Genomic DNA, 14,038 nt, shown 5'->3' with positions numbered 1-14,038 from the left:
TAACTTGTACGTACTATTAATAGGTTATACTAAATATGTATGGTTTATTCTTGGGAAGTTGTATGCTATAATGGTTTTGGAAAAATATATCATGGAGAAGAAAAGGGAAAATTAGTCCTTTTTCTTCAAAAAGTATGTACTTTTTTTCTGTATATTATTAGTTACTTATAGCTTGTAAAGGTTAGGGGGTAAGGTGTTGAAGGTTGGTGTAATTGTCTTAGGTTGTTTGCCTTCGGGAGTAAAGCAAATTCTTCATCGATTATATGAGGAGTTATCTTCTAAGCATCAACTATTTGGAATGGAAATAGATAGAGGGTCCGGTGAAGTCAATTATACGGAGATAAAAGAAGTGAGTGATTCACCATACTTAAGCCATACTATCTTAAAGGTAAGCGCTGCACCAGTAAATAATCAATGGGAACAAACACTTGCTCCGATGGATATGACTGTTGTATTGGGAGATGCGCAGGCAAAAGAAATATGGCAGACTTCTATAGCCGATAAAGAAGCGCTGCGTACATTATTTGTCCCAGTTTCCATTTACAATAATATTAAAGGAAATGATTGGACTCTAGGATATGATACCGCACTTAACAGTATTACTCAGAATGTGTTAAAGGTGCAAGATACCATTCATTCTCTTAAATATGATAAGCCAAGATTATTTGGTTTTTCAATAGAGGGGAACCCATCGACTAATATGCTGCAGGATATCTCTCTTGCGGTGGATGGTAACTATTTAGCAGTAGATTACGAGGAAGAAGAAATTACCACTTTATGTGATGCGATAAAGAAAAGCTATACATATACTAAAACTTCTAATGTTCTAATATATAGCCAAGCTTTACAAGAGGTAATTGAAAATTCAGTTATTAGTAAGCTAGAGGTAGATTGGAAATATACAGAAATTGACGAAGCACTATGTATGGGAGTAAACCCAACAGCCATCGATCGAATCCTTGCAAATGAACTTGCGGATGAAATCTTGCGATGGATAAAAAATAATTGTTTAACAGGTGAACTCACCGTTCAAAAGGATGGAATTCAATTTAAATAAACGCTAAGCCAAAATGAATAAATTCTTTTACTAATTTAGGGTTAGCATTAAATAAATCAAAAAAGGATGAGGAAAATGAGTAATCAAGTAAAAACAGATATCGAACAATTAGCTATTAACACAATCCGTACTTTATCCATTGATGCAATTGAAAAATCTAATTCTGGTCACCCAGGAATGCCAATGGGGGCAGCGCCAATGGCTTATACATTATGGGCTAAGGAAATGAATCATAATCCTGCTAATCCTAACTGGTTCAACCGTGACCGTTTCGTTTTATCAGCTGGACATGGTTCTATGCTTCTATATAGCTTGCTGCACCTTTTCAATTACGGTGTTACTGTAGATGACTTAAAGAACTTCCGTCAATGGGGAAGCAAAACTCCAGGACATCCAGAATTTGGACACACACCAGGTGTGGAAGCTACTACTGGTCCATTAGGACAAGGTATTGCGATGGCTGTTGGGATGGCAATGGCAGAAAGACATCTTGCAGAAACCTATAATAAAGAAAATTATCCAGTTGTTGACCATTATACGTACAGCATTTGCGGTGATGGTGATTTAATGGAAGGCGTATCTGCAGAAGCAGCGTCTCTTGCAGGTCATTTAAAATTAGGAAGACTAGTAGTATTATATGATTCCAATGATATTTCTTTAGATGGTGATTTAAATCTCTCTTTCTCTGAAAGTGTTCAAAAGCGCTTTGAAGCATATGGATGGGAAGTTATTCGTGTAGAAGATGGCAATGACTTAGCTGAAATTCAAGCGGCAATTGCTCAAGCGAAAAAATCAGATGTACCGACATTAATTGAAGTGAAAACAGTTATTGGCTATGGTTCTCCGAATAAAGGCGGAAAATCTGCATCACATGGTGCACCACTTGGAGCTTCTGAAACACAATTAGCAAAACAAACATATGGTTGGGCATATGAAGAAGCATTCCACGTTCCAGCAGAAGTATCGGAGCATTATGCGGCATTAGCACAAGAAGGTGCAGAAAAAGAGAAAGCTTGGAATGAGCTTTATGAAAATTATAAAGCAGCATATCCAGAATTAGCTACTCAATTAGAAACAGCTATTAAAGGAGAACTACCTGCTGATTTACAAGAAAAATTACCTGAATTTAATGCTGGAGATTCTATGGCGACAAGAGATTCTTCTGGTAAAACAATTCAAGCAATTGCTAGTGCGGTTCCTGCTTTCTTCGGTGGTTCTGCAGACCTTGCTGGTTCGAACAAAACATTAATGACTAGTGAGAAAAACTTTGCCATCGATGGATATGCCGGCAGAAATATCTGGTTTGGTGTACGTGAATTTGCAATGGGTGCGGCATTAAACGGATTAGCACTGCATGGTGGAGTAAAAGTATTTGGCGCAACATTCTTCGTGTTCTCTGATTATTTACGCCCAGCAATCCGCTTAGCAGCATTAATGAAATTACCAGTAACATATGTATTTACACATGATAGTATTGCAGTTGGGGAAGATGGTCCAACACATGAACCTGTTGAACAACTTGCTTCCTTACGTGCAATGCCAGGGCTTTCTATCATTCGTCCAGCAGATGCCAAAGAAACAGCTGCTGCATGGCAACTGGCAATTGAAAGCACAGATACTCCAACAGCCCTAGTGTTGACTCGTCAAAACTTACCAACATTAGATTTAACAAAAGCAGAAGCATATGAAGGTGTGAAAAAAGGTGCTTATACAGTTGCAGCTGGTAAAGAAGCTGCACAGGCCTTAATCTTAGCATCTGGTTCCGAAGTATCTCTTGCAATCAAGGCACAAGCAGCTTTAGCAGAAGAAGGAATTTCTGTAAATGTAGTAAGTATGCCAAGCTGGGATCGTTTTGAAAAACAATCTCCTGAATATAAAGAAAGTGTATTGCCAGAAAGTGTTCAAGCACGTGTTGCAATTGAGGCTGGTGCATCTCTAGGCTGGAGAGAATACATCGGTTCTAAAGGAGAGCACATTACAATTGATCATTTCGGGGCATCTGCTCCAGCAGATAAACTATTCCAAGAGTATGGATTTACTGTTGAGAATGTGGTAGCAAAAGTAAAATCATCTATCGCAAAAGCAAAATAATATCCGAAAGTTCTAGGTGAAAAGGGCAGAAGCTAATAACCATGTGAGATGGTTATTAGCTTCTTTTTTGTACAAAGAAAAAGAAGTAGGCACCAAAGAAAAAATAGAATAGTTAAATTTTGTCTTAGGAATCGGTGTCAACTTTATCATTAGTTTAAGTAGCAAAAGTAGTTAAATACAGTCACAATAAAGAAATATGCTTTATGCTGTACATACATAATCAGATTAATCTTGGCAACAAGTTTGTCTTTAGGAAAGAAGGAGAATAGATTGGGATTTGTGCAAGTTAATCACTTAGTGACACAATTCACAAACTAGTAATGGAAATGAAAACGGATACAATATCTTATTTTTACATGCTACAATGAAATCAAGTTAAGAGGTGATAGATAATGTATCTTGACGAAAGAAGTAATATCTTATTAAAGGAAGTATTGAGCAATCCGGATACTTCTAACATAAAGCTAGAGAAAAAATTTCAGTTATCTAGAAGGCAAGTTAGTTACAGTTTTCAGAAGATTAATGATTGGCTTGAATCGAATAATTATCCAGCTATCAAAAGAACAAATGGCGGAAAATTCATTATTAGCCCAGTCATTATGGAATTATTTGCTGAAAAGACAGACGAACAAGTAGATAAACATTATATTCCATCTGAAACGGAAAGAGCTCAATTTATTCTATTATATATTATTAGTAGCAGTGAAGAGCTTTCCCTACTGCATTTTACTACCGCATTAGGTGTAAGTAAAAATACGGTCCTTCGTGATATGAAAAATGTTCAGCAAATGATTGAGCCATACGAACTTGAGGTTAGTTATTCAAGAATGAAAGGATATGAATTAAAAGGAAAGGAATGGGATGTCCGAAAATTATTAGTGGAAGTATTGGAAAATATCTTATCGATTTATAATGGCGAAGTTTATATTCAAAAGTTTATTGATATATCAAAAGACAATCTGACAACGATAAAAGAAAGACTTGCAGAAGTCGAAAGCAGTTTACACCTTCAGTTTATTGATGAACGAATTAATCTTTTGCCATATATTTTAGCAGTCATACTAAAGCGTATTCAACAAGGGAAAGTAATTCAAGATTTTTACCATATTGATTATCGAGCCTTGTCTGATACGAAAGAATTTATTGCTGCAGAAATCTTAATTAAAGACATGAAATCTATTCCGAAAGAAGAGCATCTGTTTTTAACCTTGCAGCTGCTTACATCCAAGATATTATCAGCCCAGTTTTTAGCTGATCATCAAATACCAGAGCTGACGAGGACCTTGGAACACTTTCTTCATACTTTTGAATATAAAGCGTGTATAACCTTCAAAGATAAAGCGGCATTACTTGAAAGATTGGTTCTTCATATGAAGCCTGCTTATTATCGAATGAAATATAATTTAACGACGAATTACACGATGATGGAAAAAGTAAGCGAAGAATTTGAAACGATTCATTTTATTGTAAAGGATTCGATTTCTCCTGTAGAAGAATATATCGGCTGTCCCATACCAGAAAGCGAATTAATGTTCATCACCATCTTCATTGGCGGCCATTTAATCAGCTCAGGAGAAACAATCCAGAAGAAGAAGAAAGCGGTAGTTGTTTGTCCAAATGGTGTATCTATATCACGCCTAATGGAAAGCACATTACGTGAGTTATTCCCTGAATTTTACTTTTATCAAGCTTTATCTATTCGGGAATTTCAACAACTTAATTACCAAGTGGATATTATTTTTTCACCAGTACCTTTACAAACGGATACAAAGCAATTTGTCATTAATCGCATATTAACAGATTTTGAAAAAGTTCAGCTTAGACAACGAGTATTAAGAGAAATATTTGACTTAAATACTAGTGTGATCAACATTGAACAGTTAATGGGGAAAATTGAGAAATATGCTTCAATAAAAGATAAAGAGTCTTTGCGCAGTACCTTACAAGAACATTTCTCTATTACAACAACTATTGATTCACAAGAATCAATAGCGAAGACAGATTTATCCCTTTCCTCTCTCTTAGCACCAGATATGATTACCGTGGTGAAAAGAATAGAAGGTTGGCAGCAAGGAATCCAACTTGCAGCAGAAAAGCTGTTGAATAATGGCAGCATCACAGAAAATTATATTGCAGAAATGGTGAAACAGTATCCTACAATGGTCCAGCATATCTTACTAAGAAACGTGATAGCCATTCCTCATGCAGGTCCAGAAGATGGTGTAAATAAAGTTGGCATGAGCTTATTAAAAATAGAAGAAGGTATCCCATTTAATGATAATATTTGCGTGCATTTTATCGTGGTACTGGCATCTACAGATAAGCATAAACATCTTTATGCATTAAGACAGCTGATGAGTTTATCGAAAAATGAAGAAGATATCAGCAATTTAAAAAACAGTAATGATTCCAATCAAATATATGAAATCATTAAAAAATATTCTTAAAGTTAAGTGAAAGTGGAGGAGTTTAAAATGGCAGTTGCTTCATTTATTAAAGAAAGCTTAATAAACGTCGGATTAAAGGTAGAAAATCAAGATGAGCTTTTCAACGCAATGTTCGAAAAGGCATACAAGCAGGGGTTTGTAAAAGAAACATTTCTACCGAAAATTAAGGAGAGAGAATCGATCTTCCCAACAGGGCTCAGTGTCAATAATTATAGTATCGCTATCCCTCATACAGATCCGGAACATGTAGTGGAGCAATTTATCGCCGTTTCTGTTTTAGAAAAACCAGTATCCTTTCATTTAATGGAAGATAATACAAAAACAACGGAGGTGCAAGCTGTATTAATGCTTGGCTTAAATCAGCCACATAGCCAAATTGAAGTTCTTCAGGAATTAATGCAAGTCATCCAAGTAGAAGAGCATCTTGAAAAGCTTATTCATGCAAAGGATAAATCTGATATAACAGCATTATTTGAAAGCATTAAAATTTTATGAAAGGTGGTGAGTAGATTGAACAAGCCAATAGTACTTGTGGCATGTGGTGCAGGGATTGCTACATCAACAGTTGTTTTAGATCATTTAGAAGAATTATTTAGACGAGAAAATCTAAAGGTAGAGCTTGTTCAATGTAAAATAGCAGAAGTGGCATCTTTACAAGATGATGCGTTTTTAATTATATCAACTACTATCTTGCCGACAAAATATAAAGTCCCAGCAATCAGTGCTACTGCTTATATTAGTGGGTTAGGTATAGAAAAACTAGATAAAGAGATTCTAAGTTATTTTGAAAAAACAAACAAAACAATCTAAATACAAGCCAATTAATAAGTTAAAAGAATGGAAGGGGATTTTAAAAATGAAAAAATATAAAATTTTAGTAGCATGTGGAGCAGGTATCGCAACTTCAACTGTAGTTTGTAATCGAGTGGAGAATTTGGTGAAGGATAACAATATTAATGCAGAAGTTATTCAATGTAAAATAGCAGAAGTAGCTTCAAAACAAAGTGAGGCAGATATTATCGTTTCAACTACTATTCTTCCTACAACTTATCAGATACCAGCAATTATAGCTACGGCTTATATCACTGGAATTGGAATGGAAAGTTTAGATAAAAAAATACTTGATCACTTGCAATAATGAAAAGAAGTTAAGTGAATTTGGGTGAAATTACTGTTTGTTGTTATATAACAATAAACAGTAATTAATTCTAATATATAACAAAAGAAAAGAGGGAAAAATATGCAAAAGCTATTAGATGGCGTTCAGTATGTACTAAATCTTGGACCAACTGTAATTTTACCTATTGCTATCATTCTATTGGGTCTTGCATTTAAGACAGGCTTTAAAAAGGCATTAAAAGCGGGAATAACTATTGGGATTGGATTTGTAGGGATTAACTTAGTTATTGATTTGCTTGTTAGTACTCTTGGACCAGCTGCACAGCAGATGGTTGAGCGTTTTGGATTAAATCTAACAGTTATTGATACAGGGTGGCCTTCAGCAGCAGCTCTATCTTGGGCATCACCTGTTGCAGCAATTTTAATTCCGATTTGTTTATTTGCAAACATCTTTTTCTTATTAACAAAGATGACAAAAACTTTGGATATTGATATTTGGAACTACTGGCACTTTATTGCAGCTGGTGCAACTGGCTATATTGTAACAGATAGTTGGTGGTTTGCAATTTTATGTGCAATTATTTATCAATATGCAGTACTGTTTGTTGCTGATAAAACGGCTCCTATGGTTCAAAAATTTTATGGGCTTGATGGAATTTCATTACCAACTGGTTCTACAGCGGCTTTCGGACCAATTGGTATATTAGTAGGCTGGGCTATCGCAAAAATTCCCGGAATAAATAAATTAAATGCAGACCCTGAAACCATTCAAAAGCGTTTTGGAATTTTTGGTGAACCAATGATGATGGGAATAATCCTTGGTGCACTTATTGGATTACTTGCTGGTTATGATATCGGAAAAATATTACAAACAGGTATTTCAATGGGAGCAGTAATGTTATTGATGCCGCGTATGGTTAAGATCTTAATGGAAGGTTTAATACCAATTTCAGAGTCAGCACGGTCGTTTTTGCAAAAGAGATATGGTGATAGAGAGATTTATATAGGATTGGATGCTGCAGTATCTGTAGGACATCCATCAGTGATGGCAACTGCACTTATTTTAGTTCCAATTACATTGTTTTTAGCTGTAATCTTACCAGGTAATAAAGTGCTGCCATTTGGTGATTTAGCGACAATTCCATTTTATATTGCGTTTGTTGTAGGATCTCGTAAAGGAAATATCATTCACTCTGTTTTAGCTGGAATCGTAATGGTAGCGTTATCACTATATATGGCTACTAATTTTGCGGAGGTTCATACTCAGATGATTTCTGGTGCACAATTTACTTTACCTGAGGGTGCTACCAAAATTTCTAGTTTAGATCTAGGAGGTAACTTATTTAACTGGTTAATATTAAAATTCTCTGAAGCGGTTGCCTTTTTGTTTGGAAAATAATTAGAACTTAATGAATAAAAGCAGATGATTTAAGCAATTAGGCTGGTGCGTCTGCTTTTATTTTGAAATGAAAATAATGAATGGAGGTTTAAACGATGAAAGCAGCAGTTCTCCACGCTGAAAACAAAATAATTTATGAAGATATAGAGTTAGAATCTTGTAATGCCACAGAAGTTAAGGTCAAAGTAATGGCTGCTGGTATCTGCGGATCTGATACACATAAAATGACAAGTGTTTGGAAATATCCATTACCAGCAATAATGGGACATGAATTTTCAGGAATTGTTACTGAAATTGGATCTAAGGTTACAAATGTGAAAGTTGGTGAAAGAGTTGTTGTCATTCCTTTTATACCTTGTAACGAATGTGAATATTGTCTAAAGGGACAATTTTCATTGTGTGAAAATCATGGAATGATAGGATCAAAATCTTATGGAGGATTTGCAGAGTATTGTAATGTTCCTGCTAAGAATATTTTATCAATTGGCGAAATGGATTTTGAAGAGGCAGCAATGATTGAACCACTGGCAGTTGCTTTACATGGAGTATTAAATATTAAGCCGCATTTAGGTGATGTAGTAGCAGTTTTTGGTGCAGGAACAATTGGTATGCTCGTTATTCAGTGGTTAAAAATAGCCGGGGTTAAAGAAATAATAGCTATTGATATTTCCGATGAAAAGTTAGCAGAAGCAAGAGCATTTGGCTGTGAAAAAACTATTAATGCAAAAAAAGAAGACTTATATCAAAAAATCGAAGAATATACCAATGGCCTTGGTGTAGATATAGCTTTAGAATGTGCAGGTTCAAAAATTACACAAGAACAATGTTTATTGATTACACGTAAGAAGGGAAAGATCGGATATTTAGGCATTGCATATTCTGATGTAACTTTATCACAGAAAGCATTCGAAAATATTTTTAGAAGAGAGTTAACCTTAAAGGGATTTTGGAATTCCTATTCAGCTCCTTTCCCTGGTGAAGAATGGACAAAAAGCATTTCATTTTTACAAAAGGGACAAATTAAGTTAAAAGATTTAATTTCTCATAGATTTTCTTTAGAAGATACTCAAGCGGCTTTTAATCTAATTATTAATCGTGAGGAGAACTATGGAAAAGTGTTAATTTTACCAAATGGGAGTGAGAATTAAATGAAAGCTGTAACAAAATTAAAATCTGGTTATGATGAAATGGAGCTAATCGAAATCGATGAGCCTTCTGCATATGACGATAAAGTAAAAATAAAAGTTGCATACACAGGGATTTGTGGATCAGATATTCACACCTTTAAAGGAGAATACAATAGTAAAAATACTCCAGTAGTATTAGGACATGAGTTTTCTGGTGTAGTAGTGGAGGTCGGCAAAGATGTTACAAGAGTAAAAGTCGGAGATCGAGTAACAAGTGAAACGACCTTTACAACTTGCGGAGAATGTATCTATTGTCAAGAAAAGGACTATAATCTTTGTCCAAATAGAACAGGTCTTGGTACACAAGTAAATGGTAGTATGGCAGAATATGTGATTGCTAGGGAAGAGAGCATACATGTATTAAACGAAAAGGTTAGTTTAGAAGCAGCTGCTTTAACAGAACCATTAGCTTGTTGTGTTCATGCTGCGTTAGAAAAAACAATGATTGCAGAAAACGATACTGTTTTAGTATTTGGTCCTGGTCCCATTGGATTGTTATTAAGTCAAGTAGTAAAAGCACAAGGCGCCTTCGTTATATTGGCTGGCATTACAAAAGATAGAAAGCGATTAGATCTTGCAAAGGAATTAGGAATAGATGTTGTCGTGGATCTTTTAAAAGAAGATTTGAACGAAATGGTTTACCAATATACGGATGGCTATGGTGCGGATAAAGTATTCGATTGTTCGGGAGCGGTTCCAGCTGTAAACCAAGGTCTTGCACTAACAAAGAAAAAAGGAACATTCGTTCAAGTAGGATTATTTGCAAAGAAAGCAAATGAAATCGATCAAGAGTCCATTATTCAACGCGAAATTAACTATATCGGCTGTCGTTCTCAAAAACCTAGTTCTTGGGATATTGCACTGAAATTACTAGAGGATGGAAAAATCGATACAGATAAAATGATTACAAAGATCGTATCACTCGCTGAATGGCGCACTGGTTTTGAAAAAGTAATGGCTGGTGATGAGATAAAAGTTTTAATTGAATCTTAAGCAGCTGTCAGATAAGAATACTCCACTTACATCATAAAGCGGGGTATTTTTATCTATTTACTTTATTATTAATTATCTTTCATCACTAGATGGCACAAAAGAAATAACAATATTGAAGATGAAAACGTATACAGATAACTAGGGTTTATGTGATAAAATGAACATGCCAAAAAGGAACTAACAAAATGTAATGGGCATGAGAGTTGATTGTTTCATGATAGATTCTATTATTTGGTTCTTCCTGGAAGGAAATAATACGTTTTTTCCCGATTAATAGAGTTGACTAATAGAGAGGATGAAGAGCATGAAGTTAGCCATTGCATGTGATCATGGTGGATTTTTGCTAAAGGAAGCAGTGAAGAAATATTTATTAGAACAAGAAGTTGAAGTAGAAGATTTTGGTTGTCACAGTCGAGAAAGTGTAGATTTTCCAGACTACGCCAAACAAGTGGGAGAATCGATTGTTAGAGGTCAAAATGATTTAGGAATTCTTTGTTGTGGAACTGGCATTGGAATGAGTATTGCGGCAAATAAAATAAAAGGAATTCGAGCAGCTGTAGTTGGAGATGTTTTTTCCGCGCAAGCTACTAGGGAACATAATAATAGTAATGTTCTATGTTTAGGAGAGAGAGTGACAGGAGAAGGGTTGGCCTTGCTAATAGTAGAAACATGGCTTCAGGCGAAGTTTTTAGGAGGAAGACATGAAAGAAGAGTCGGAGCTATTGGGGAATTAGAAAAATATCTATGTTGATAGATAAAGAGTATAAAGATAAAAGGATGTAAAACAGCTAACAAATAGAAATCTATAAGACTAAATAAGGGGAAACAGGAGGCATCCAATTTGAAGGTAGGTATCATGATTGCAGGAGTACTGCCTGGGGGAGTAAAGCAGATTATTTATAAAATATTTAATGAATTGACTCCAACTCACCAATTATTTGGGATTGAAGTGAATAAAGAAACAGGGAAAGCGGACTATCTTGAATTTATTGTTAATAATGATTCTCCCTATTTAAGTGATTCTGTATTGAAGCCAACTCCATTATTAGACAATATTAGATGGGAAGAAATCTGTTCCCCGATGGATAGTATAATTTTTATTGGCGATGCACAGGCAAAAAAACGGTGGGCGCAGACATTTGCAATGAGCAAAACGATTCATTCCTTATACGTTCCCGTTTCTATTTATAACAATATCAAAGGTTCAGATTGGTCTTTAGGCTATGACACCGCTATTAACAGTATTACACAAATGGTTCTGAAGGTAAAAGATACCATTCATTCTCTGAAATACGAAAAACCAAGATTGTTTGGCATTGCTATAAATGGATACCCTTCGAATCATATGCTCCAAGATATTTCCATGGCGGTAGATGGCCATTTTTTAGCAAATACGTTTGAATTAGAAGAAGTAGAGCTTTTATGTAATAAAATCGATAATAGTTTTAATTCTCTTCAAACTTCTTCAGTACTAGTATACAGCCATTTAAATAAAGCAAGTGTAGAGAAGAAGCTGATTCGCTCTTTAAATGTGGATTGGAAATACACGGAAATTGATGAAGCTCTATGCATGGGAACCAATCCAACAACAATTGATCGAATATTAGCAAATGAAATAGCGGAAACCATATTATTATGGATAAAAAATGATAATCCGACAGGAGAAATAGCAGTGAAAAAAGAGGGAGTTCTTTATTTAAATAAAAAATACGAAGGAATGATAGTATGACTAATACAGTTGTTGCAAACGTAGAAAAACTAGCAGTAAATACAATTCGAACATTATCCATTGATGCCATTGAAAAATCAAATTCTGGTCATCCAGGTATGCCAATGGGGGCAGCACCAATGGCATATACACTATGGGCAAAGGAAATGAATCATAATCCAGCTAATCCTAATTGGTTTAATCGTGACCGGTTTGTTTTATCAGCAGGACATGGTTCCATGCTTCTTTATAGCTTATTACATTTATTTCAATATGATGTAACCATTGATGATTTGAAAAATTTCCGTCAATGGGGAAGTAAAACGCCAGGTCATCCAGAGTTCGGCCATACTCCAGGTGTGGAAGCAACTACTGGCCCATTAGGACAAGGAATTGCGATGGCAGTAGGAATGGCAATGGCAGAAAGACACTTGGCAGAAACTTATAATAAAGAAAATTATCCAGTAGTAGATCACTATACGTACAGCATCTGCGGTGATGGCGATTTAATGGAAGGCGTATCTGCAGAAGCAGCATCGCTTGCAGGTCATTTAAAATTAGGTAGATTAGTAGTATTATATGATTCCAATGATATCTCGTTAGATGGTGATTTGCATCTTTCTTTCTCTGAAAGTGTTCAAAAACGTTTTGAAGCATATGGATGGGAAGTTATCCGTGTGGAAGATGGAAATAATATAGAAGAAATTCATAAGGCTATTACAAAGGCGAAACAATCAGAGATTCCTACTCTCATCGAGGTGAAAACCATAATTGGATACGGTTCTCCAAATAAAGGTGGAAAATCTGCATCGCATGGTGCACCACTTGGAGCTTCAGAAACACAATTAGCAAAACAAACGTATGGGTGGGCATATGAAGAAGCATTCTGCGTTCCAGCAGAAGTATCGGATCATTTTGCGGCATTAGCGCAAGCAGGCGCAGAAAAAGAGAAAGCATGGAATGAACGTTATGAAAAGTATAAAGCAGCCTATCCAGAATTAGCTGGCCAATTAGAATCCGCAATCAAAGGGAAGTTACCAGCTGATTTGCAAGCAAAGCTACCTGAATTTACTGTAGGGGAATCGATGGCAACAAGAGAATCTTCAGGGAAAGCAATTCAAGCAGCAGCAAAAGAACTTCCATTTTTATTTGGTGGCTCAGCTGATTTAGCAGGATCCAATAAGACGTTAATGAATGCTGAAAAGAACTTTGCCATCGATGGATATGCTGGTAGAAATATTTGGTTTGGTGTACGTGAATTTGCAATGGGTGCAGCATTAAATGGATTAGCACTGCATGGCGGAGTAAAAGTATTTGGCGCAACATTCTTCGTTTTCTCTGATTATTTACGTCCAGCTATGCGTCTAGCAGCATTAATGAAACTACCAGTAACATATGTATTCACACATGATAGTATTGCTGTCGGAGAAGATGGGCCGACCCATGAGCCAATTGAACAATTAGCTTCCCTACGGGCAATGCCAGGATTATCGATTATTCGTCCAGCAGATGCCAAAGAAACAGCTGCTGCATGGCAGCTGGCATTAGAAAGTACAGATGCACCAACAGCGCTAGTATTGACACGTCAGAACCTGCCGACTCTCGACATAACGAAAGAAGAAGCATACGAAGGGGTAAAAAAAGGTGCATACATTATTTCCCGGGCTTCAGAGGAAGCGCAGGCATTAATTTTAGCAACAGGATCAGAAGTTTCTCTTGCAATCAAGGCACAAGCAGCTTTAGCAGATGAAGGAATTTCTGTAAATGTGGTAAGTATGCCAAGCTGGGATCTTTTTGAAAAGCAATCTCCTGAATATAAAGAAAGAATACTGCCGAAAAGCGTTCAAGCACGTGTTGCTATCGAGGCTGGGGCCTCTCTTGGCTGGAGAGAATATATCGGTGCAAAAGGGGAACATATCACAATTGATCATTTTGGTGCTTCAGCTCCGGCAGATAAACTTTTCCAAGAGTATGGATTTACGGTGGAAAATGTTGTTGCTAAGGTGAAAGCTTCCATGGCAAAAAACTAAACACTAA

Annotated in this window: 12 protein-coding genes; all 12 read left to right on the top strand. The window is 35.9% G+C overall.

From position 1 onward, the window contains the following. Window positions 1-193 precede the first annotated feature (193 nt). The 12 genes from NSQ89_RS17430 (at window position 194) to tkt (NSQ89_RS17375) (ending at window position 14,031) form a co-directional block, all read left to right on the top strand. On the top strand, window positions 194-1,057 hold the full coding sequence (locus NSQ89_RS17430; RefSeq protein ID WP_235844536.1) for a 6-phosphofructokinase: 864 nt from the start codon (window positions 194-196) through the stop codon (window positions 1,055-1,057). 75 nt (window positions 1,058-1,132) lie between these two features. Next, the gene (tkt, locus tag NSQ89_RS17425; protein ID WP_061800415.1) at window positions 1,133-3,148 is read left to right on the top strand and encodes a transketolase; all 2,016 of its coding nucleotides are present in this window, start codon (window positions 1,133-1,135) and stop codon (window positions 3,146-3,148) included. Between the two features lie 392 nt (window positions 3,149-3,540). Continuing rightward, window positions 3,541-5,595, top strand: coding sequence for a BglG family transcription antiterminator (locus tag NSQ89_RS17420; protein WP_336044401.1), 2,055 nt, complete (start codon window positions 3,541-3,543; stop codon window positions 5,593-5,595). A gap of 27 nt (window positions 5,596-5,622) precedes the next feature. Then, a complete protein-coding gene (locus NSQ89_RS17415) occupies window positions 5,623-6,090 on the top strand; it encodes a PTS sugar transporter subunit IIA (RefSeq protein WP_047943922.1) in 468 nt (155 codons plus the stop codon). 15 nt (window positions 6,091-6,105) lie between these two features. After that, complete coding sequence (locus NSQ89_RS17410) at window positions 6,106-6,405, top strand: PTS sugar transporter subunit IIB (protein ID WP_047943923.1); 300 nt, start codon at window positions 6,106-6,108, stop codon at window positions 6,403-6,405. 46 nt (window positions 6,406-6,451) lie between these two features. Further along, complete coding sequence (locus NSQ89_RS17405) at window positions 6,452-6,733, top strand: PTS sugar transporter subunit IIB (protein WP_047943943.1); 282 nt, start codon at window positions 6,452-6,454, stop codon at window positions 6,731-6,733. Window positions 6,734-6,835: 102 nt separating this feature from the next. Beyond that, the gene (locus tag NSQ89_RS17400; RefSeq protein ID WP_341132950.1) at window positions 6,836-8,113 is read left to right on the top strand and encodes a PTS galactitol transporter subunit IIC; all 1,278 of its coding nucleotides are present in this window, start codon (window positions 6,836-6,838) and stop codon (window positions 8,111-8,113) included. A gap of 95 nt (window positions 8,114-8,208) precedes the next feature. Beyond that, window positions 8,209-9,261, top strand: a complete 1,053-nt coding sequence (locus NSQ89_RS17395) for a galactitol-1-phosphate 5-dehydrogenase (RefSeq protein WP_047943925.1) — start codon at window positions 8,209-8,211, stop codon at window positions 9,259-9,261. Beyond that, on the top strand, window positions 9,262-10,293 hold the full coding sequence (locus NSQ89_RS17390; RefSeq protein ID WP_341132949.1) for a zinc-binding dehydrogenase: 1,032 nt from the start codon (window positions 9,262-9,264) through the stop codon (window positions 10,291-10,293). It abuts the gene before it with no gap. Between the two features lie 304 nt (window positions 10,294-10,597). Beyond that, window positions 10,598-11,044: a ribose 5-phosphate isomerase B gene (gene rpiB / locus NSQ89_RS17385; RefSeq protein WP_082138413.1), complete on the top strand. Its 447-nt coding sequence runs from the start codon at window positions 10,598-10,600 to the stop codon at window positions 11,042-11,044. 90 nt (window positions 11,045-11,134) lie between these two features. Next, window positions 11,135-12,022: a 6-phosphofructokinase gene (locus tag NSQ89_RS17380; RefSeq protein WP_061800411.1), complete on the top strand. Its 888-nt coding sequence runs from the start codon at window positions 11,135-11,137 to the stop codon at window positions 12,020-12,022. Continuing rightward, window positions 12,019-14,031, top strand: a complete 2,013-nt coding sequence (gene tkt, locus NSQ89_RS17375; RefSeq protein WP_341132948.1) for a transketolase — start codon at window positions 12,019-12,021, stop codon at window positions 14,029-14,031. The genes NSQ89_RS17380 and tkt (NSQ89_RS17375) overlap by 4 nt, the downstream gene beginning before the upstream one ends. Window positions 14,032-14,038: the final 7 nt, after the last annotated feature.

It is taken from the genome of Niallia sp. FSL R7-0648 (assembly GCF_038007005.1).
GTDB classification, from domain to species: Bacteria; Bacillota; Bacilli; order Bacillales; family Cytobacillaceae; genus Niallia; species Niallia circulans.
This window is presented reverse-complemented; position numbering and strand designations above follow the sequence as displayed.

What these genes read in the sequence shown, in the direction of transcription:
- NSQ89_RS17390 (WP_341132949.1), top strand. Translation starts at nt 9,262, where the DNA reads ATGAAAGCTGTAACAAAATTAAAATCTGGTTATGATGAAATGGAGCTA.
- NSQ89_RS17415 (WP_047943922.1), top strand. Translation starts at nt 5,623, where the DNA reads ATGGCAGTTGCTTCATTTATTAAAGAAAGCTTAATAAACGTCGGATTA.
- NSQ89_RS17420 (WP_336044401.1), top strand. Translation starts at nt 3,541, where the DNA reads ATGTATCTTGACGAAAGAAGTAATATCTTATTAAAGGAAGTATTGAGC.
- NSQ89_RS17405 (WP_047943943.1), top strand. Translation starts at nt 6,452, where the DNA reads ATGAAAAAATATAAAATTTTAGTAGCATGTGGAGCAGGTATCGCAACT.
- tkt (WP_061800415.1), top strand. Translation starts at nt 1,133, where the DNA reads ATGAGTAATCAAGTAAAAACAGATATCGAACAATTAGCTATTAACACA.
- rpiB (WP_082138413.1), top strand. Translation starts at nt 10,598, where the DNA reads ATGAAGTTAGCCATTGCATGTGATCATGGTGGATTTTTGCTAAAGGAA.
- NSQ89_RS17395 (WP_047943925.1), top strand. Translation starts at nt 8,209, where the DNA reads ATGAAAGCAGCAGTTCTCCACGCTGAAAACAAAATAATTTATGAAGAT.
- tkt (WP_341132948.1), top strand. Translation starts at nt 12,019, where the DNA reads ATGACTAATACAGTTGTTGCAAACGTAGAAAAACTAGCAGTAAATACA.
- NSQ89_RS17400 (WP_341132950.1), top strand. Translation starts at nt 6,836, where the DNA reads ATGCAAAAGCTATTAGATGGCGTTCAGTATGTACTAAATCTTGGACCA.